The 19,513-nt window shown below is 47.6% G+C and carries 15 protein-coding genes; 8 read left to right on the top strand and 7 right to left on the bottom strand.

Annotation, left to right across the window (positions count from 1 at the left end):
• Positions 1 to 21: 21 nt before the first annotated feature.
• Together HCZ42_RS07505 and HCZ42_RS07500 are read right to left on the bottom strand one after the other, a co-directional pair.
• Positions 22 to 1,149, bottom strand: a complete 1,128-nt coding sequence (locus tag HCZ42_RS07505) for a D-alanine--D-alanine ligase (protein WP_167420108.1) — start codon at positions 1,147 to 1,149, stop codon at positions 22 to 24.
• Positions 1,146 to 1,733: a DedA family protein gene (locus tag HCZ42_RS07500; RefSeq protein WP_439848989.1), complete on the bottom strand. Its 588-nt coding sequence runs from the start codon at positions 1,731 to 1,733 to the stop codon at positions 1,146 to 1,148. Before HCZ42_RS07500 ends, HCZ42_RS07505 begins: the two co-directional genes overlap by 4 nt.
• A gap of 326 nt (positions 1,734 to 2,059) precedes the next feature.
• Between HCZ42_RS07500 and HCZ42_RS07495 the strand changes: the two genes are divergently transcribed.
• The gene (locus HCZ42_RS07495; RefSeq protein WP_167420106.1) at positions 2,060 to 3,022 is read left to right on the top strand and encodes an L-threonylcarbamoyladenylate synthase; all 963 of its coding nucleotides are present in this window, start codon (positions 2,060 to 2,062) and stop codon (positions 3,020 to 3,022) included.
• A 60-nt stretch (positions 3,023 to 3,082) separates the two neighbouring features.
• On the opposite strand, the gene HCZ42_RS07490 is transcribed toward HCZ42_RS07495, so the two are convergent.
• Positions 3,083 to 5,971: a ligand-binding sensor domain-containing diguanylate cyclase gene (locus HCZ42_RS07490; protein WP_167420105.1), complete on the bottom strand. Its 2,889-nt coding sequence runs from the start codon at positions 5,969 to 5,971 to the stop codon at positions 3,083 to 3,085.
• Between the two features lie 348 nt (positions 5,972 to 6,319).
• Here HCZ42_RS07490 and HCZ42_RS07485 point away from each other — a divergent pair, with 348 nt between their 5' ends.
• Complete coding sequence (locus tag HCZ42_RS07485) at positions 6,320 to 7,654, top strand: MBL fold metallo-hydrolase RNA specificity domain-containing protein (RefSeq protein WP_167420104.1); 1,335 nt, start codon at positions 6,320 to 6,322, stop codon at positions 7,652 to 7,654.
• 61 nt (positions 7,655 to 7,715) lie between these two features.
• Here HCZ42_RS07485 and HCZ42_RS07480 read toward each other — a convergent pair whose 3' ends face one another.
• Positions 7,716 to 8,576 carry an MBL fold metallo-hydrolase gene (locus HCZ42_RS07480; protein WP_167420103.1) on the bottom strand — a complete coding sequence of 287 codons (861 nt, stop codon included), beginning with the start codon at positions 8,574 to 8,576 and terminating at the stop codon, positions 7,716 to 7,718.
• Between the two features lie 108 nt (positions 8,577 to 8,684).
• Between HCZ42_RS07480 and HCZ42_RS07475 the strand changes: the two genes are divergently transcribed.
• Positions 8,685 to 9,566: a LysR family transcriptional regulator gene (locus HCZ42_RS07475; RefSeq protein WP_167420102.1), complete on the top strand. Its 882-nt coding sequence runs from the start codon at positions 8,685 to 8,687 to the stop codon at positions 9,564 to 9,566.
• A gap of 57 nt (positions 9,567 to 9,623) precedes the next feature.
• Positions 9,624 to 11,162: a bifunctional GNAT family N-acetyltransferase/carbon-nitrogen hydrolase family protein gene (locus tag HCZ42_RS07470; RefSeq protein ID WP_167420101.1), complete on the top strand. Its 1,539-nt coding sequence runs from the start codon at positions 9,624 to 9,626 to the stop codon at positions 11,160 to 11,162.
• Positions 11,163 to 11,228: 66 nt separating this feature from the next.
• On the opposite strand, the gene HCZ42_RS07465 is transcribed toward HCZ42_RS07470, so the two are convergent.
• Positions 11,229 to 12,497 carry an O-acetylhomoserine aminocarboxypropyltransferase/cysteine synthase family protein gene (locus HCZ42_RS07465; RefSeq protein ID WP_167420100.1) on the bottom strand — a complete coding sequence of 423 codons (1,269 nt, stop codon included), beginning with the start codon at positions 12,495 to 12,497 and terminating at the stop codon, positions 11,229 to 11,231.
• A 279-nt stretch (positions 12,498 to 12,776) separates the two neighbouring features.
• On the opposite strand from HCZ42_RS07465, the gene HCZ42_RS07460 reads away from it, so the two are divergent.
• Both HCZ42_RS07460 and HCZ42_RS07455 read left to right on the top strand, forming a co-directional pair.
• The gene (locus tag HCZ42_RS07460) at positions 12,777 to 13,325 is read left to right on the top strand and encodes a hypothetical protein (protein WP_167420099.1); all 549 of its coding nucleotides are present in this window, start codon (positions 12,777 to 12,779) and stop codon (positions 13,323 to 13,325) included.
• Positions 13,326 to 13,482: 157 nt separating this feature from the next.
• Positions 13,483 to 14,208 (top strand): DUF3581 domain-containing protein, encoded by a 726-nt coding sequence (locus HCZ42_RS07455; protein WP_167420098.1) that lies wholly within the window; start codon positions 13,483 to 13,485, stop codon positions 14,206 to 14,208.
• Between the two features lie 61 nt (positions 14,209 to 14,269).
• Here HCZ42_RS07455 and HCZ42_RS07450 read toward each other — a convergent pair whose 3' ends face one another.
• Positions 14,270 to 15,166 (bottom strand): LysR substrate-binding domain-containing protein, encoded by an 897-nt coding sequence (locus HCZ42_RS07450; protein ID WP_167420097.1) that lies wholly within the window; start codon positions 15,164 to 15,166, stop codon positions 14,270 to 14,272.
• 102 nt (positions 15,167 to 15,268) lie between these two features.
• Between HCZ42_RS07450 and HCZ42_RS07445 the strand changes: the two genes are divergently transcribed.
• Entirely contained in the window at positions 15,269 to 16,519 is a 1,251-nt protein-coding gene (locus tag HCZ42_RS07445) for a D-amino acid dehydrogenase (RefSeq protein ID WP_167420096.1), read from the top strand.
• 282 nt (positions 16,520 to 16,801) lie between these two features.
• Positions 16,802 to 18,340: an alanine/glycine:cation symporter family protein gene (locus HCZ42_RS07440; RefSeq protein ID WP_167420095.1), complete on the top strand. Its 1,539-nt coding sequence runs from the start codon at positions 16,802 to 16,804 to the stop codon at positions 18,338 to 18,340.
• A 125-nt stretch (positions 18,341 to 18,465) separates the two neighbouring features.
• Here the strand turns inward: HCZ42_RS07440 and HCZ42_RS07435 are convergent, their stop codons facing one another.
• Positions 18,466 to 19,446, bottom strand: a complete 981-nt coding sequence (locus tag HCZ42_RS07435; RefSeq protein WP_167420094.1) for an HAD family hydrolase — start codon at positions 19,444 to 19,446, stop codon at positions 18,466 to 18,468.
• Positions 19,447 to 19,513: the final 67 nt, after the last annotated feature.

Below are 19,513 nucleotides of genomic sequence, written 5' to 3'. Positions count from 1 at the left end.
GGAAATTCCTAACAATGGGGGCTAATCGGTAGCGGGATACTGACGAACTAATTGACGCTCAGTTTGCCAAGCGCGAAGCAATTCACGGATTTTCGGCGTTCGGTGGCCCAGTTTTTTCTGTTGGGCTCCAATTTGGAAAAGCAGTCGGTATTGCAAAAGCAACGTAGAAAAGATCTCCAGCAAAGGCGTTTCACTGTCCCAAATATGGGCAGCCTCACTGCTGGCACCATTCACTTCCAAAATGGTGAAATTTTCTCCAGCCATAAACTGTTCAATGTCTGCGAACTTGATATCCAGCCGTCCATAATGAAAGCCGTTGAAATCATCAAAAATGGCATCTAAACGCTGAGTCAGCTCAGGGGTGATGTATTGGTTACCATTGCGAAATATCGAACCGCGACTGTGGCTTCCCGCAAACGCTAGCTGTACTTCTTCACCAGCGCTAGGCACCCAATCCAACTTGTTGCTGTGCCTTGGGAAATACAAATGCGTCAACTTACCTGCTCGAGGCGAGTCTTCAATTAATGCTTTCAGTGTTCGCTGACCATCACCCACCACCGATGGCGCGTACTTCAGCGTGATCGAAATAATCCGCCCCTGCTTTTCTTGTGGATGACGAACGTAAAACACCCCCGCCTCTGCCGAAAAAGGCGCTTTTTGCTGCAACAGAAACCGCGCTTGCTGCGGAAAAGTGTGCAAATATTGACGGAGTTGCGGTTCGGTTTCGATAAGCTTCACGCCCGCACCACGGCAGCCAAGATCGGGTTTTGCCACCAAGGGATAAGTCAATCCGGCATCAAGCAGCGATTGCTCGATCTCGACCAACAGAGTCTCAATATCCTGCCCATGCTTGCTGACGGTGATGAAAGGAGAAATCCAGCGCTGCGCCTCTTTGCCCGCTAAGGTCAAAATATCATGCTTGGACTCCCCCACCATGCCGCTGAGATGTATGGCGGGATTCGCAATTAATGGCAGCGTGATGTCTCGATGCCACAAACCTTGCACGACACTCTGAACCACCACCGGAGTATAAAAAAACCAGCTCGGCAGAAATTCATAAGGCGAAATCTCACGTTTGGGTGATTGACTTAACAACGGCATGCCCGCATTCACTCGGCCTTGCTCAATCATTTCAATGGCTCGATTCATGTTGATATTTTTCCTTTTGACCAAGACTGGCTCACTACACGATTCATAACGGTCAGCAGTAAAAATGCGCCTAACACCCACCACCAAAGCCACGAGCTTTGTGCCAAGAAAGCTTGACTACCTAACCAGTACACCGACCCAAACACGCCTCCGACCCAGAGCGCGCTGGCGAGCATGACCGCCAACAAAAAAACACGCATCGGCACCAGGCAATAGCCACTTAGGGTGTAACCTAAGGTGCGCAATCCAGGGATAAAGCGAATCACAAACAAACTCACAAAAGCCTTACTTTGAATACGCCCTCTCACCTGGCGAAACGCTTTATGCTTGAGCGTGTGATAACGCAAAAAACGAACACTATGACCATATTTGCCCAACCAATAGAGCGCTAAATCGCCAGTAGTAATACCGACAAAAATGGCAACGATGGCAACCAAAGAAGGGAGGTAACCTTCCACGGCTAACCCTGCGGCCAGCACGATGGCAAGATCTTCCAAGAGATAGGAAATCAGCACGATGCCAATAAACAGCCACAGCGGCGAGCTCAGATGTAAGCTCAATATTTCTTGGATACAGGCGGCCAACATTTCCCCTCCATGAAGTCAAATGTCATATTTGAAATGCATACGCTGCTTGAATAGACCGGAAGTGGATGAAAAAAATTACGCATTGAAGAGAAATACACTAATGATAAGGCAGAGTGAGGTCGGCAGTTTTGCTCTGCTAACCATTTATCAATAGCTTAATGAAGGAATCGACGAGGCAATTTTGCGCGAACAGAGCACAGTACTGCTAGTGCTCGCATCTTCACACTAGTTGAGTATAATGTCGCCTTCGTTTTGAACCGCACGGCGCGGGCTCGGATAACGCAGCACATCGGTCTCTCGTGACCAATTCTGAGGAAGTAACATTGAACACGCTTTATCTTTCTGCCCTAGAGCAAAAAGACATTGATCAAGCCAAAGAGATTCTCGCCAGCGGTGAGCTCGTGGCGATCCCCACTGAAACGGTTTACGGCTTAGCCGCAGATGCCACCAATCCAGACGCTGTGAAAAAGATATTTGCCGCGAAAGGAAGACCAGCCGATCACCCTTTGATTGTGCATATTGGCCGTGTGGAGCAATTGACCGATTGGGCGATCGATATTCCTGAAGAAGCGTATACTTTGGCACAAGCCTACTGGCCTGGCCCCGTTACCTTGCTGTTGAAAAAAGCGCCTCATGTTACTCCTGTGGTTACGGGTGGCTTAGACACCATTGGCATTCGTATGCCTGCGCATGATGTGTTCAGTACGCTGCTACAATCTTCCGGTATGGCGGTCGCGGCTCCTTCGGCAAACCCATATAAAAAGCTCAGCCCGACTTCCGCCGAGCATGTTTTGAACTCTCTGGGTGGTAAGATCGCAGCAGTATTGGATGGTGGTGATTGTGCCCACGGTTTGGAGTCAACCATTATCGACCTGACGCAAAAGCCATTTCGAATTCTACGCACCGGACCGATTACCGCGGCGCAATTGTCAGAAACTCTGGGAGAGGAAGTGCTGTCTCCGAAAGCCCACTCGGTTGCCGTACCGGGCAATGTGACCAGTCACTACCAGCCGAATACCAAAGTCCGTTTGGTGGATGCTGAGAACTTGCCAGAGACTAACGGTAACAAAATTGCGTACCTGCACCTAACGGCTATAGCGGCAAACGCCGAGTTTACCGCCAAGCAGATGCCCAGCGACGTCGCGCAGTACTCGCACGACCTCTACCGCTCACTAGACGACGCGGACAAATTGCAATGTGACGAGATTTGGGTAGAGCGCCCACCGGTCACTGAAGAGTGGTTTGCGGTGCACGACCGTTTGAATCGCGCTCAGTCAAAAATCTAATATAAAAAAACAAAAAGCCGGGAGACATTTGCTCCCGGCTTTTCGTTTTCGTGACTTAAACTAGCATTCGTTTTCAGCGTAGATTTCCACTCGGTTACGCCCACTGCGTTTTGCTTGCAATAACGCGTGATCCGCTTGCTTCACCACTTGTTCGTAATTGTCTGAGCCTTGATTCGTCGATACACCGATACTCACAGTCAGTACTAAGTCCTCGGCAACGTGTGAAAAATCACTTTGCTCGATGCGTTGCCTCAAAGCATCAAAGTAGTCATAGACATATTTGCCGTTGTACATGATGGTAAATTCTTCACCGCCCCAACGAGCCACTTTGGACCTATCCCCAACGTACTCGGCTAAAGTCTCAGCTATTGCGACCACCGCCTTGTCACCAATAATATGCGAGTACCTATCATTGATTTTTTTGAAGTAATCGATATCCAAAATCGCAACATAGAACTCTTCTCTATTACTTCGAGCACGGTTAAACGTCTCATTGAGATGGATATCGAAAGCGCGCCGGTTGGGTAATCGGCTCAACGCGTCTTCTTTCGAAAGTCGCTCATAATCTTTAGCTTGTTTTCTCAGCTCTTTGGTTTGAGCTTCCACCAGCGCTTTTAGTTTATGTTCGTTCTTTTCAAGCTTGTGGATTCTAAAGCGCACCAGCAAAGCAATCGCAAATATGATAACGACGAATGTCGCCAGTCTAACATCGAGCCGCTGCCAAAAATGCGGCGCCACCGTAAAGCGGTATAAGGGTTTGTTGTCTTGCCATTCGCTGTATGGGTAGCGAGCGCTTAGCATCAATTGGTAGTCACCCGGAGGTAGGTTGGTGTATTCCGCTATCGTCGCGTTGCCCCGGTACACCCAGTCGCTATCAAATCCTTGCAGTTTGGTTCGATATTGCAGGCGATCGGGCATCACAAAACCCAAGCCGACATAATCAAACACTACACGATGCGTTCCTGCGGGCGCCTGCCCTAATTCATCTCGGTTAACATTTTGCGAATCAAACGATACCGATTCCAGCACCACCGGAAAGCGGTACTGGCTAGCGCTAGTCAAACGCTCTGAGTTAATCGCTGCGACACCATTAGCGGTAGCAAAATACAGCGTCCCATCTTGAGTTTTTACTGCCGCCGGATTTGAGCCGCCGTTGGCTTGGCTACTCGCCATTCCATCGTTTTGATCATAGTGTTCAAATTCAATTGGCGTCGTGTCGCCGTCTGCTATCTGATGGGCGGCTTGGTAGCTTATTCGCCAAATTCCTCGGTTACTCGTCAACCAGAAATAGCCTTTATCGTCTTTTACCACTTGGAAAAACTTATCAATTGGTAATCCTTGAGGACGACCAACTAATGCCATTTCACCGTTACTTTGTCGATAGCGAATGATTCCACGGTCTGTCGCGATCCAGACAAAACCCGCTTCGACATAGAAGCCGAATGCGTACTGCGCTTGTTCTAGTTCCGCTAAATTAAGTGAGACAAATTGCTCACCGTCAAAATAGCTAACGCCGGTACCCGTTCCGACCCATATGTTGCCAAACTCGTCTTCGGTAAGAGACATCACGTAACTGCCATTTAACCCGCCTTGCTCGTTGGTGAAATGGTCGATTATGTTGTCTGGGGAAACTCGTACCAACCCAACAGGTGTACCGAACCAAAGATTCCCTTTGCTGTCTTGCAAAATAGCTCTGACTTCATTCACCGGTAAACCATTGCGTTGATCGAACTCTGGCGTTAGTTCACCGTCGTGATAACGCAGCACACCGTGTTGGTATGTGCCGACCAGAATTTGCTTTGATTGCATGGCAGCAAGACTGAGTACCGAAATCGAATCTGAAATCACTTCTGCGCTGTAGCCAGTTTGACTATTCACTACGCTTAGGCCATTGCTACTGCCTACCAGTAGGTGCTGCGCGTCCAAATCCAACACACTGCGAACATAGTTACCAGCTAACCCCTGACGAGTGGTGATCGCGACGACTGGCGCTTCTCGCAAACGTATTACGCCACCATTGGTTCCGATCCAAATCCCGCCTTCCATATCTTGAAACCAAGAGATAATGCGGTTGTTTGGTAGCCCCTTACTGGCGTCAAAAAACTCTAGGCCAACCTGACTGTATCGAGCGACACCATTGTTTACCGTGCCGATCCACACGCAACCTGAGCTATCTTCTTCAATTACGGTTACACTGATATTGCGTAACGCACTATCAATTTCATTTAAACTTTGCCCGTCCCAACGCCAAGCACCATTGTCTGTGCCCAGTAATAAGTCACCGTTGTTCGCTCTCGATAAGTACTGCACGCGCTTAAACTCTGGGGTGGTAATCAATTCAGGCGTCATACCTTGTAAGCGATACAAACCTTGTTCTGTCGCCACCAAGATCTTTCCTGAGCGACCTTGAGTGATCCGAAAAGCAGTCAGATCCTGCAACAACCACTGCTCTTGGTCGTATTCGCCGTCACCAAGATAAGGTCGATAAACTAGCCCTTTGTCCTGAATCGCTAGCCAGAGGTTTTTGTTTTCATCCTGATATATATGATTCACCAAGCTCGGTGCGGCATCTTGCCCAAACCACGTCGCCCCTTGTCTTAAGGTAAAACTGCCACGCGCGCCACCGACCCAAAGGCGATTCCCTTGCTCGGCGGTTAAGGCACGAGAGCCAGAATCAAGCATGTAGGTCGTACGGCTGCGGTCAAATAACTTAAACTCCAATCCATTGTATCGAGCGACCCCTTCCCACGTCGCGAACCACAGGTAACCATCTTCCGTTTGAGCAATTGCATTAACGCTGTTATGTGGCAAACCGTTGTTCGAGTTCCAAGTTTCGATGAAGTAGTCAGAAAGAAGGGTTGGCTGAGCTGATGATTGGGTTGGTATGAAGAACGCAGCGACAAATAACAATCGCCAAGGCAGCGACTGCAACCACAGTTTTATTTTCATTTAAAGTCACTTTCTCCGGCTGAAATGAGAAGAGTAGAAAGCCAATTTCATATTGATTAGGTGAATATAATTTATCTGTGATACAGCAACAACGTTTGACGTATGCAATTCACTATCTAGTAAATATCTACTCACACTAATGTGATTAAAGCCTCATTTATTGTGCAATCCAAAGAATATACCTGTGTAATTATTAACCTTTATGTGATCTTGGTTCATGACTTATCTGCAACGGAGAATCTAAGATTCATCGGTTATTTTTACAGAACGGCTCCCCTCTCCCATTTCTTGTTTGCCAGTTGTGTTAGAGATAATAGTCAATGAGTTAAAGCACATCAGGAAGGCAATATGGAAGTCATCCACCACGGCGGTAAAGACACCGTTACAGGCTCATGCCATGAACTACGAGCAGGTAGACAAACGATTTTGATCGACTGCGGATTGTTTCAAGGTATTGACGATAGACCACTCGAAATCGACTTCACCACTAGCCTGATTGACGCCCTGCTGCTCACGCATACCCATATCGATCATATTGGTCGCTTGCCTTGGCTGATCTCCTCCGGATTTAACCAACCTATCTATTGCAGCGCGGCAACGTCCGAACTCGTACCTTTGATGCTCGAAGACGGTTTGAAAATACAGCAAGGTTTAACTTCACGTGAAGCCGCGCACGTTATTAAAAGCATCACCAAGCTGATTCATGCCAAGAGTTATGGAGAATGGTTTGCCCTGCCCTCAAAGATTTCTGAGCAACCACAATCTGACACGCTTTACGCGCGGTTCCAGCCAGCCGGGCATATCTTAGGGTCCGCTTACGTTGAGATTCGCTTGCCGAACCAAGAGATCGTTGTGTTTTCTGGCGACTTAGGTCCGAGTAACACTCCACTACTACCCGATCCTGTCTCTCCTCAGCGGGCGGATTATTTGTACATTGAGTCCACCTACGGGGATGCGGAACACGAAGACATTGCCGCACGAGCAGAACGACTAAAAGCCATCATTGACCGTTCATTAGCAGACGGAGGCACGATCTTGATTCCCGCGTTCAGTGTCGGCAGAACACAAGAGCTGCTATTTGATATTGAACAGCTGGTGTTCACTCACCAACTCGACGCCAATTTGCCGATCATACTCGACTCACCAATGGCGCAAAAAGTGACCGAGTCATACCGGCACTTCAAACAACTGTGGGGACAAGAAGCCAAGCAGCGCTTGAGTATGAAGCGCCATCCTTTGGCCTTTGAGCAGTGTGTCACAGTTGACGACCATCGCAGCCACTTAAAGTTGGTCAATCGTTTGAAATCAACTGGGGAAGCGGCGATCGTGGTGGCCGCTTCGGGGATGTGCCAGGGTGGACGGATTATGGATTACCTCAAGGCATTGCTGCCAGACGAGCGAACCGATTTGTTGATTGCTGGTTATCAAGCTGAGGGGACGTTAGGTAAAGAGCTCCAATCAGGAGCCATGTTGGTCGAAATCGACAATGAAGAAGCGGAAGTTAACGCCCGAATCCATACGATGTCTGGCTACTCTGCACATGCAGATAAACACGACTTACTGCGCTTTATTCAAGGCATCGCAGATAAGCCTAAAGCCATCCATTTGATCCACGGAGAGCCTGAAACCCAGCAACGTTTTGCCGCAGAGCTCGGTCAGCTTGGCTATCACGTAGAAGAGTAAATTGTGAAGAAACGATCCTGCCGATATTCAATATGAATATCGGCAGAAACACGGAGTTAGATTACCACTTCGCTTCGTTCATATGCACTTGTGCGCCAAGCTCTAAGCTAAAATCGGAATCGAGTTCGGGATAGTAGTCACTCATCGCATCGATGAGTGCCGCGCTGTTTTTACTGCTGCTTTTTGCCGAAACAAAACGCTCAATCCAAGTGTGTGTGAAGCTGATATTGCTCGCATCCAACTTGCCTGAAGCTGTCATATGTCCTGGCACAACAAATTTAGGTTTAAGCGCCTGCATCTCTTCCAGTTGCGCCAACCAAGCATTCACTTCCGCATCACTTTGAGTGTCCGCCATCCAAACATGCATCCCTTCAACAATGCCAACGTTACCTAAAATTGCTTTTTCACTCGGTACCCATAAGTACGGTCGATGTGCCAGCACACCTTGTGTGCCACGAATTTCGATTTTCGCGTCATCCACCATCAAACTATTTGCTTTTAGTACCTCAGGCAGTTTTGGGTTTTGCGGCGCGTTTAGACCCATTTTCGGTCCCCAAAAACTGATTTTATTTTCTAGTTTTTTGGCGATCGCTTCACGTACTGCAGCGGTGGTTACCACGTGTGCTTCAGGGAAAATCTCCAGCAATTGTGACACGCCAAAGTAGTAGTCTGGATCCGCTTGACTAATAAAAATCGTTTTTAGAGGTTTACCGGCATCAAGCACTTTTGCCGCAATGCGCAGCGCGTCAGCGCGAGTAAAGCCCGTATCGATCAACAGACTTTCTGTCTCACCGACCACCAGCGTCGAGGTAACGTTAAAGCTGTGTTCATCCGCGTTATAGACGTCAAAGGTTAAATCCGTTTTCGCCATCGCCGCAGTAGAGGTCGCCATTAGTAAAGCAAGTGTCGTTAGCGCTTTCATTTCTTAATTCCTAATCATGTTGTGTTCTTTAAGCACATACTAGTATCTGGATTTATTTCGAAAAAGAGCCTATTGTTTTCATCATTATTTCATAATTCGAACATATCTATGGACAGACTCACTGCGGTCAAGGTGCTGCTCGATGTGGCACAGACCGAGAGCTTCACTGCGACATCAGAGCGCTTAGACATATCTCGGCCTATGGTGACCCGAAACGTCGAAGCGGTTGAAAACTGGCTTGGCGCGCGGCTGTTACAGCGCACAACACGTAAGGTGTCGTTGACCAACGTCGGCGAGCAAATGTTGCCGGAGTTACAACGTTGGGTGGAACAAGCCCTGCAGATTGAAGAGAACCTGATGCCAAAACAAAGTCTGCAAGGTTTCGTTCGTATTTCGGTCAGTATGTCGTTTGGCTTTTCGATGTTGATGCCGGCGTTGCAACAATTCCGCCAGCAATATCCAGGCGTCAAGATCGATATCGACGCGCAAGACCGAGCTGTCGACATGGTCAGCGAACGCATTGATTTGGCGATTCGTACTACCAATGATCCAAACCCTGCGTTGGTCGGCCGCTGCTTTGCGATTTGTCATTCAAAGCTGGTGGCGTCGCCTGAGTACCTAGCGTCAAACCCAGAGATCAGCCACCCAACAGATTTAACCAGTCACAGCTGTTTGGGCTACAAAAACTTTGGTCGCCATATCTGGCAACTAACCCAAGGTGAACAAAAGCACGACGTGGAAGTGTCGTGTGATGTCAGCGCCAACGAAGCAACGGTACTACTGCACGGCGCGATTGCCGGGCTGGGCGTTTCTATGCAACCGGAATATTTGGCTGATGAAAAAATTGCACGCGGTGAACTCAACTGGGTATTGCCCGATTGGCAACTTACCAGCTTAAAAATGTATCTGCTCTATCCATCGCGAAAACACTTAGCTCATCCAGTCCGAGCACTGATCGACTTTCTCGTCCAATATTTTAAGGTGGATTAAGAATCTGTTTTGTTTGTGTTAGGCTAATTTTAATGCTGTAAAAAATGGAACACGGTTATGGATAACAACACACCTAAACTCTCACTTAGAACAATCGAAGCCAGTGATTATCCCGAGCTTGCTGAGCTCATGGACTTGGTGTTTCACGATGTAGGTGGCTCTTGGCCACGAATGACCATTATGGATTTGATCCACCAGTTTCCCGATGGACAAATCTGCATTGAAGATAATGGTAAAATTGTTGGCGCAGCGCTGACGATCAAAGTTGATTACAACCGCTTCTCTCTACCCCATGTCTACACCGACATCATTACCGAAAACAACGTCATTCAAAACCAAGTGACCGGTGATGCGATGTACGGACTGGATGTTTTCGTTCACCCAGATTACCGCGGTTTGCGCTTGGGTCGACGCCTGTACGATGCGCGTAAAGAGCTGTGTCGTAGCAAAAACTTCAAAGCGATTCTCGCTGGCGGACGTATTCCTAATTACCATAAACACGCCGACAAACTCAGCGTGACCGAATACATTGAGAAAGTAAAACGCCGCGAGTTACACGATCCGATTTTGTCTTTCCAGCTTGCTAACGACTTTGACGTCAAGCGCTTGATGCGCGGTTACCTGCCAGAAGACGACTCATCACAAGGCTACGCGACGCTGCTGGAGTGGGATAACTTCTTCTATGAAGAAGACATCACCTCAGTTCACGATATCGAAAAAACATTGGTGCGCATCGGTGTTGTCCAGTGGCAAATGCGTGCGATGCACAACCTGGATGATTTAATGGACCAAGCCGAGTTCTTTGTTTCATCACTCTCCAACTACAAAGCCGACTTTGCCCTGTTTCCGGAGTTCTTCAACGCGCCACTGATGGGAATGAAAAACGGCCAAAACTCGGTAGAAGCGATCCGCTTTTTGGCCGAATTTAGCGAAGACATCAAAAATCGCTTCTCGCAGATGGCGGTGACCTACAACATCAATATCATCGCGGGCAGCGTGCCGGTGTTTGAAGACGGGAAGTTATATAACGTCTCTTACCTGTTGCAGCGTGATGGCAGTATTGATGCGCAGTACAAAATCCACATCACACCTCACGAACGAAGAGATTGGGTGATCGACGGCGGTGACAATGTCAAAGTCTTCGACACCGATGCAGGTCGTGTCGGTATCCTAATTTGTTACGATAGCGAGTTCCCCGAACTTGGGCGTATGATGGCGGAGCAAGATGTGCAAATCATCTTTGTACCGTTTTGGACCGATACCAAAAACGGCTATCAACGGGTTCGAATCTGCTCTCAAGCACGCGCAATTGAAAACGAATGTTATGTCGCGATTGGAGGAAGCGTCGGCAACTTGCCACGCGTAGACAACGTCGATATTCAATACGCGCAATCGGCGGTATTTTCTCCGTCAGATATCTATTTCCCACACGATTCAACGCTCACGGAAGCCAGCGCCAATACTGAGATGATCATCTTTGCCGATGTCGACCTGACCAAACTAAAACAGCTCAATACTGAAGGGTCGGTCACCAACCTAAAACATCGTCGAAAAGATATTTACGGAGAGTTCATCCGCTCAGATAGCTCGGAGTGAACGAGAAAATAAAAGCACATCGCCAGCCTTTGAGGCTGGCGATGTTATTAGTGCTATAGACTAGATTTAAGCGCTCAACGCTTGCTCTAGGTCAGCAATAATATCGTCAATGTGCTCGATGCCCACCGACAAACGAATCATCTCTGGCGATACACCCGCTTGATGCTGTTCAGCTTCGCTTAGCTGACGGTGAGTGGTTGATGCAGGGTGACAAGCCAATGACTTCGCATCCCCAATGTTCACAAGACGTTTAAAGATCTGCAGCGCATCGTAGAAACGTACGCCAGCGTCATAACCGCCTTTCAAACCAAACGACAAGATCGCAGAAGGCTTACCCTTCATATATTTTTCTGCCAACGGATAGTGCTCTGAAGATGGCAAACCAGCGTAGCTTACCCAGCTGACGTTATCGTGTCCGCTGAGGTATTCCGCCACTTTCTGTGCGTTCTCAGTGTGTCTTTCCATACGCAGCGATAACGTCTCCAACCCTTGCATCAGCATAAACGCGTTCATTGGAGAGAGCGCTGCGCCAGTGTTTCGTAGTGGCACGGTACGCGCGCGACCAATAAATGCCGCTTCACCAAACGCTTCGGTGTACACCACCCCGTGATAAGACGGTTCAGGTTGGTTGAAAACAGGGAAACGGTCTTTGTGTTGTGCCCACGGGAACTTACCCGAATCGACGATCACTCCGCCCAGTGTTGTACCATGACCGCCAACGTATTTGGTCAATGAATGCACCACGATATCGGCACCAAACTCAATCGGCTTGCATAATACTGGCGTCGCAACCGTATTATCTACGATCACAGGCACACCTTGCGCATGCGCTAGTTCAGCCACGCGTTCTAAGTCGATGATGTTGCCTGCCGGGTTACCGATACTTTCACAGTAAACCGCTTTAGTGTTTTCATCGATAAGCTCAGCCAAACTCTCTGGTTTATCGTCTTTGGCAAATTTCACCTCGATGCCTTGATTCGGCAACATATGCGCAAACAAAGTGTAAGTGCCACCATAGAGTTGCGGAGTCGAGACGATGTTGTCCCCCGCCTGCGCCAAAGTCAGGATTGCGTAGTTGATCGCCGCGCTACCTGCACTCACCACCAAACCAGCGATACCGCCTTCTAACGCTGCCATACGCTTTTCCAGCACGTCGTTGGTCGGATTCATAATGCGGGTGTAGATATTGCCCGGGACTTCGAGGTTAAACAGGTCAGCGCCGTGTTGGGCATTGTCAAACTCGTAAGCCACGGTTTGATAGATCGGTGTTGCTACGGCTTTGGTTGTTGGGTCGGTTTCGTAACCAAAGTGGATTGATAAAGTCTCGTCTTTCATTCGCTTTCCTTGCTTATTATATGCGGGTCATTGAACTGTTACGCCTATCCAGGCTCGCTATGAGCTTGCGAGATGCGCGCACGAATCTCTCGACACTATCACAACCAAATTCCATTTAATTGGACATACAGCACTAAAATCAGTCGATTTATTCACCAAGTGTATCAAAGCGCCGCTCCACCTGATGGCACGTCGCACAGTTTGCCGTTCCACAAGTCGCATCTACTTTGGCGCTTGTTTATACTGCCACCTCGACTTGCCAACCTGATTTAGCTAACTATGAGTGCGCCTGTTTATTCTTCGTCTATTTATGACTTCTCTCAATTAAACCCAACGGGAGAAGAGTCAGCTCTCGCTGCGTTTATCAATGAGTTTTCGACAAATGAGCAAGCAAAATGGCGCAAGACAGTCGCATTGTTGCAGGAGCAATTGCAGCAGCTTCCGCATCTATCGGGCAGCTTGTTGTTGAACCTTGAAACGCCAAGTCTAAATACGCGCTGTGATGCGGTGATTCTTTATCGTGGGCTGGTGTTTGTCGTTTGTCTCGATGTAGATGCGAGCGATTACTCTGTTGAGCCGATCGAACAGACGCACGACAAAGCACTCGGTTTTAAACAGCATCATCCAACCTGCGCGGATAAGTTTATTGTTCCGGTTTTGCTTGCTACTGCCGCGCAACCACAAGGCTCGGCGATTCATGTCTCTGAAGACCTCGTTGCCGATACCATGTGCGACACGGGAGCGCATTTAGCGCTGTTAATCGAGCATTTTGCCAACCAATATAAAGCCGATGAAATTACGCTGAAGGATTGGGGACAAGTCAGCTAACACAGACAAACCTCTCTGAAAAAACAACAAAACCAATTGCAATCAATTAGTTAAACAGAATTAAAATTAACCACATAAAGCTACCCATCTGGATAGACCATTTAAACCGTGAGCTTAATGTATACTTCGGCGCAGTTTTAGCTACGTGATTGAAAATATGTTCCTGACACCGTACTTTTCGCAAGACAACGACCAGTTCCAATTTACCCGCCAACAAGCAAGCCATTTTGCTAAAAAAGTAGCGGGTGACTTTAACCCTATCCACGATGAAGACAGCAAACGCTTTTGTGTGCCTGGTGACCTACTGTTTGCCGTATTGCTAAGCAAAGAAGGCATTAGCAAGAAAATGCGTTTTGATTTCTCGGGCATGGTTAACGACGGGATTGCGTTGTCAGTTGAGAACAAATGCGACAAAGAAAGTGCGCTGGTTGATGCGAATAACAAAGAGTATTTGCACATGTCTCGCGAAGGTGAAGTGAGCCACGATGCGGCGTTCATCGAGCACGTTGTGACTAACTACGTCAAGTTTTCTGGCATGAACTTTCCACACATCATGGTTCCCCTAATGGAAGAACAGCAGATGATGATCAACTGCCAACGTCCGTTAGTGATTTACGAAAGCATGGAAGTGGAGTTTACTCGCTTTGACCTCACACACCCTGAAGTAGAATTTACTGGTGCAAGCTTTGACGTTGAAGGTAAACGCGGTGTAGTCACAATGAACTTCGCGTTTAAAGAACAGGGCGAAGTGATTGGTAAAGGCGTTAAGCGTATGGTCGCAAGTGGACTAAAACCTTATGACCAAAGCGCGGTAGACGATCTGGTTGAGCGTTTCCACGCGCGCAAAGACGCTTTTATGCAGCAGTTTAAAAACGTGGCCTAACGCAGAATAGACAAAAAAACAGCCCGCAAATGCGGGCTGTTTTTTTATCCTTCGCGTTGGATTAACCGGCTTTTAGTACACTCTGTTCTCTTAGCCAGTGTTTGAATAGTCGGGTATGTGGGTTGTCCACATGAGTAATAATAAAATATCCGGCATTCGCTTTGATTGGATTTAGCGGCGCGACCAAACGATTTTGCTCCACTTCATTACCAAGCAGTGCCATCCGCGCAAGCGCGATCCCTACCCCAGCCTCAGCGGCAGACATTGCCATATCGGTTCGGTTAAAGAAGTGTCCCTGATTGGTATTAAAGTCAAGCTCATGCTGTGACGCCCAGTAAAGCCACTCGTAATCTTTAGGTGCTCCGTGCCACGGCATCGCATCATGTAGCAATGTCGTCTTCTGCCACGTTGCATGATTCTCTGCCAAGTCAGGAAATTGAGCGTAGTAGCTCGGACTCATCACGGGCAGTAAAGACTCTTCCATCAACAACTCAGCCTCAGCAAACTTGTAGGGAATGGGGCCATAATCTATCGCGATATCGAAGTCACGGTTCTCGCTGTCTACTAGCGCACCTTCGGCAAAAGTATGGATCTGAATATCCGGATATTGCTTTTGAAAATTCTCCAGCCTCGGCACCAACCACTTAAAAGCCAGTGATGGCGTCAGCTTCAAACGAATTTCTTTGCTGTCCGATACACGGGTAAGCTGATAGACATTTTCTTCGATAGCAACCAGATGGTGGTGGACCGAATCCACCAGCTTCTGGCCTCGCTCGGTTAAACGAATCCCGCGCGCGTGTCGTTCAAATACAGTAAAACCTAACCTGTCTTCAATTGCTTGCAACTGTTGACTCACTGCGCCGGTGGTCAGATTGAGTTCTCTCGCCGCACTGGTAAGGCTGTGGTGACGCGAAACAATACAAATAAGGTTAATGCCATGGAGTAATGCAGATTTCATATAGCTTTTAATTTTTCTAAACAGTGATATTAATTTATATCTATTGTTAACCAGATGTAAATCAATCATGCTTGGCAAAATTTCAAAAGTGTGGAGCTTATTGTGAAAGTTGTCGTATTAGGAAGCGGTGTTGTTGGATTAACCAGTGCTTGGTACTTGCGCCAAGCTGGATGTGAAGTAACTGTGATTGATCGCCAGTCACGTGCAGCGGAAGAAACAAGTTTCGCAAACGCTGGTCAGATCTCGTACGGCTACTCTTCGCCGTGGGCAGCGCCAGGCATTCCAACCAAAGCGTTGAAGTGGCTATTGGAAGAGCACGCTCCACTAAAAATTAAACCATCTCTAAGCCCTGAGCTAATGAGCTGGGCGACAAAGATGCTGTTCAACTGTCAACTAGACAAGTACCGCATTAACAAAGCTCGTATGTTAACCATTGCTAACCGCAGCCGAGAGTGTTTAGCTGAGTTAAACCAAAAGCATAATCTTCAATACCAAGGTCGTAAACAAGGTACGTTGCAGATCTTCCGTGATGAAAAGCAGTTGAAAGCGGTAGAGAAAGACATGGCGCTGCTTGAAGAAAGCGGCACACGTTTCCGTCTACTGGATGCGAAAGAGTGTCTAACTCAAGAGCCGGGTCTTGCTAATATTCAGGGTAACCTTGTTGGTGGCCTGCACTTACCTGATGATGAAACAGGTGACTGTTACTTGTTCTGTCAGCACCTTCAAGCATTAGCAGAAGAAGCGGGCGTTGAGTTCTTGTTTGATACGTCAGTGAAGAACCTTAAGCAGCAAAACGGTCGCATCATCGGGGCAGAAACGGATAAAGGTTTGATCGAAGGCGATACGTTTGTGGTTGCAATGGGCAGCTATTCGAAGCATCTGATGGATTCATTGGGTATCGATATCCCTGTTTATCCAGTAAAAGGTTACTCACTAACCTTACCGGTTATCAACGAAGCGTTTGCGCCTCAGTCAACTATCATGGATGAGACTTACAAGGTTGCCGTGACTCGCTTTGACCAGCGTATCCGAGTAGCAGGTACAGCAGAATTAGCGGGCTTTGACGCCGCGTTACCAGATAAGCGTCTGGCAACACTTAACCATGTCGTCAGTAACCTGTTCCCTGGCGGTGTAGATCTGTCTCAAGCGGATTACTGGACAGGCTTCCGTCCTATGACACCAGACGGTACACCAATTATCGGTGCGACACCAATCAGCAACCTGTTCACCAACACGGGTCACGGTACACTAGGTTGGACAATGGCGTGTGGTTCTGCGGAGATTTTGACCGACGTAGTGACACAACAAAACAAACAATACGAAGAACTAAACGCGTTTAGATACCAAAAATAGTAGTAATCGCTAAAGCAAATCGTATAAATAGCATACAAAAGTTTAAATAATAGATAGCGCTGTACATATAATGCGCTATCTATTCACTCAAATTAACTAGATATCCAAGCATTTCCCCTCTGCATCCCACAAATAACTCCGTGTTTTTACATTTCTCTAGCATTCTGTGTCTCAGTTCACGCAAATCAATTAAAAAGCATAAATTCATTAACAGGCGCGTTACAAAAAGGTTAATATTCTGCTCATAAAACAATCATTACAAACACAACAGGGAAAATACTTATGCAGTCTTTAGTTGATTTTCTGAATGGAATCATATGGAGCCCGGTACTGATTTATCTGTGCCTAGGCGCCGGTTTGTTCTACTCAATCATGACTCGTTTCGTTCAAGTTCGTCATTTCACTGAGATGTGGCGTCTACTTCTTTCAGGCAAAAGCTCATCGAAAGGTATCTCATCGTTCCAGGCTCTAGCGGTTTCGCTTTCTGGTCGTGTGGGTACTGGTAACATCGCAGGTGTTGCAGCGGCTATCGGTTTCGGTGGTCCAGGTGCAGTATTCTGGATGTGGGTAGTGGCGTTCTTCGGGGCTGCAACTGCATACGCAGAATCGACACTGGCGCAGATCTACAAAGAAGAAGACAACGGCGAATTCCGTGGTGGTCCAGCTTACTACATTGAAAAAGCGATGGGTCAAACTTGGTACGCTTGGGTTTTCGCTATCGCGACTATCTTTGCTTGTGGTTTCCTACTACCTGGCGTTCAGTCAAACAGTATCGGTAACGCAGTAGAAGCAGCATTTGGCTCTGGCGCGATGATTGAAACAGCACTGGGTACGTTCAGTTTCGCTAAAATCTTTACTGGCACTGTTATCTCCGTCATTCTAGCGTTCATCATCTTTGGTGGTGTTAAGCGTATCGCGAGCTTCACACAGATCGTGGTACCTTTCATGGCGCTGGCTTACATCATCACTGCATTCGTTATCATCCTACTAAACATCAGTGAAGTACCACGCGTCTTCTCAATGATCGTTGGTGATGCATTCACACCAATGGCGGGCTTCGGTGCTGCTATCGGTTGGGGTGTTAAACGTGGTGTTTACTCAAACGAAGCTGGTCAAGGTACTGGTCCTCACGCGGCAGCAGCAGCAAGCGTTGATCATCCAGCACAACAAGGCCTAGTTCAGTCTTTCTCTATCTACATCGATACGCTATTAGTTTGTTCTGCGACAGCGTTCATGATCATCATCACTGGTGCGTACAACGTACACGGTGCTGAAGGTTTCCTAGTTCAGAACGTAGCAGCGGACATCGCAGCAAACGGCCCTGTGTTTACACAGATGGCTATCGAGAGTGCAATGCCAGGTATCGGTAAGCCGTTTATCGCTATCGCACTGTTCTTCTTCGCTTTCACAACCATTCTGGCTTACTACTACATCGCGGAAACAAACGTGGCTTACATCCGTCGTTTCGTGAAAGTAAACGGTCTGATGTTCCTACTGAAAATCGCACTTATCGCAGTCGTATTCTACGGCACAGTGAAGACGGCAAACCTAGCGTGGGCTATGGGTGATGTGGGCGTTGGTCTGATGGCTTGGTTGAACATCATTGGTATTCTGATCATCTTCTTCATGTCTAAACCAGCACTGAAAGCGCTGAAAGACTACGAAGAGCAGCAAAAACAAGGTGTGGAAGAGTACACGTTCAACCCTGTTAAACTTGGCATCAAAGGCGCTGACTACTGGGAAGACAAATACCGTCGTAAGACAGGTAAGCAGCCAGAAGCAGAGGCCGAGTCAAAACCTGTAGAGCAACCGTCACTCTAAGCTGATTTGACCTACAACGTCAGTTACTAGGCAACAAATATAAGAAAAGCAGTGACCCACTCTAATTAAAACTATGGGTATCAAAAAGGGTTAGCCAACTGGCTAACCCTTTTTTTAATGCTCAATTATTTAGTCGGATAAACCTGATTCCAGTCTTTTGCCATATCGACCACTAGCCAACCTTTTTGAGTCGCCTCATCTAAGCCTTTATCCAATTGCCCTATGCCAGGCCCGCGGTCATATTTCCATTCGCGCTGAGCATCCGTATGGTGAACATACAAGGCTAAACGTGCACCGTCTCCGGATGCTGTCCACTGCAACATCTGTAAATCACCATCAGAGTTGCCAAACGAGGCAATTGGACGTTTACCTATGAGTTGATAGATCTGCTGCGGCTTCGCGGCTTTGTCATCTACCACTTCGATGCCTGCGGTTCGCTTAACCTGATATTTTCCATCCTCGTTAACAAATTCTGTTGAGAAACGAGTTCCTATGATGCGCTCTGACGGAATACCGTATACATCCGACGCCCAGGCGCGCATAAAGCTATTACCGCCGCCAGAGACGATAAAGTTCTTAAATTGGTTTTCGTCTAAGTAATCCAGTAGCTCCAACATCGGCTGAAAAACCATATCCGTGTATGGCATTCCTGTCACCGGGTGTTTTGATGTTGCGATCCACGCTTTGACGGTCTCGGTAAACTCATCGCTACTCATACCAGTATGGGTTTCTTTAATAATGGTTAACACATCGTCCGCGGTTAGCTTATCAAACTGTCCATTGAGCACTAGAGCGTACGGTTTTTTGTTACTCCACTCAGGGTGTTGCTTCGCTTGCGCCTTTACTTGATCTAGCGCAAACAAAGCCTGAAAGAACATAGGCTTCTCTGACCATAGCGTTCCATCATTATCAAACGTGGCGATGCGATCAGCCGGAGCGACATAGTTTGGTGAACTACTGTCGGTGACATCGTTCACAAAGCGGATGATCTGTTGTTTAACTTGACCATCATTCCACGATGGTAACGGGTCGCTTGTTTGTGCCAACACTGGTAAAGACAGGCTGGCGACAACTAGGGCGAATGCTGTCATGATATTTTTTTTCATCGATGAGTCACTCTTAAACTAAGGGAGAAGTCATATTGGATGATCGCGAAGCAAAAAAATCACAATC

The sequence above is a fragment of the Vibrio hepatarius genome, assembly GCF_011806575.1.
GTDB classification, from domain to species: domain Bacteria; phylum Pseudomonadota; class Gammaproteobacteria; order Enterobacterales; family Vibrionaceae; genus Vibrio; species Vibrio hepatarius_A.
The sequence above is the reverse complement of the archived record's forward strand: the minus strand, read 5'-3'. Positions and strand labels throughout refer to the sequence as shown.

What these genes read in the sequence shown, in the direction of transcription:
- HCZ42_RS07470 (WP_167420101.1), top strand. Translation starts at nt 9,624, where the DNA reads ATGGATAACAACACACCTAAACTCTCACTTAGAACAATCGAAGCCAGT.
- HCZ42_RS07460 (WP_167420099.1), top strand. Translation starts at nt 12,777, where the DNA reads ATGAGTGCGCCTGTTTATTCTTCGTCTATTTATGACTTCTCTCAATTA.
- HCZ42_RS07490 (WP_167420105.1), bottom strand. Translation starts at nt 5,971, where the DNA reads ATGAAAATAAAACTGTGGTTGCAGTCGCTGCCTTGGCGATTGTTATTT.
- HCZ42_RS07475 (WP_167420102.1), top strand. Translation starts at nt 8,685, where the DNA reads ATGGACAGACTCACTGCGGTCAAGGTGCTGCTCGATGTGGCACAGACC.
- HCZ42_RS07465 (WP_167420100.1), bottom strand. Translation starts at nt 12,497, where the DNA reads ATGAAAGACGAGACTTTATCAATCCACTTTGGTTACGAAACCGACCCA.
- HCZ42_RS07435 (WP_167420094.1), bottom strand. Translation starts at nt 19,446, where the DNA reads ATGAAAAAAAATATCATGACAGCATTCGCCCTAGTTGTCGCCAGCCTG.
- HCZ42_RS07440 (WP_167420095.1), top strand. Translation starts at nt 16,802, where the DNA reads ATGCAGTCTTTAGTTGATTTTCTGAATGGAATCATATGGAGCCCGGTA.
- HCZ42_RS07455 (WP_167420098.1), top strand. Translation starts at nt 13,483, where the DNA reads ATGTTCCTGACACCGTACTTTTCGCAAGACAACGACCAGTTCCAATTT.
- HCZ42_RS07505 (WP_167420108.1), bottom strand. Translation starts at nt 1,149, where the DNA reads ATGAATCGAGCCATTGAAATGATTGAGCAAGGCCGAGTGAATGCGGGC.
- HCZ42_RS07485 (WP_167420104.1), top strand. Translation starts at nt 6,320, where the DNA reads ATGGAAGTCATCCACCACGGCGGTAAAGACACCGTTACAGGCTCATGC.
- HCZ42_RS07450 (WP_167420097.1), bottom strand. Translation starts at nt 15,166, where the DNA reads ATGAAATCTGCATTACTCCATGGCATTAACCTTATTTGTATTGTTTCG.
- HCZ42_RS07480 (WP_167420103.1), bottom strand. Translation starts at nt 8,576, where the DNA reads ATGAAAGCGCTAACGACACTTGCTTTACTAATGGCGACCTCTACTGCG.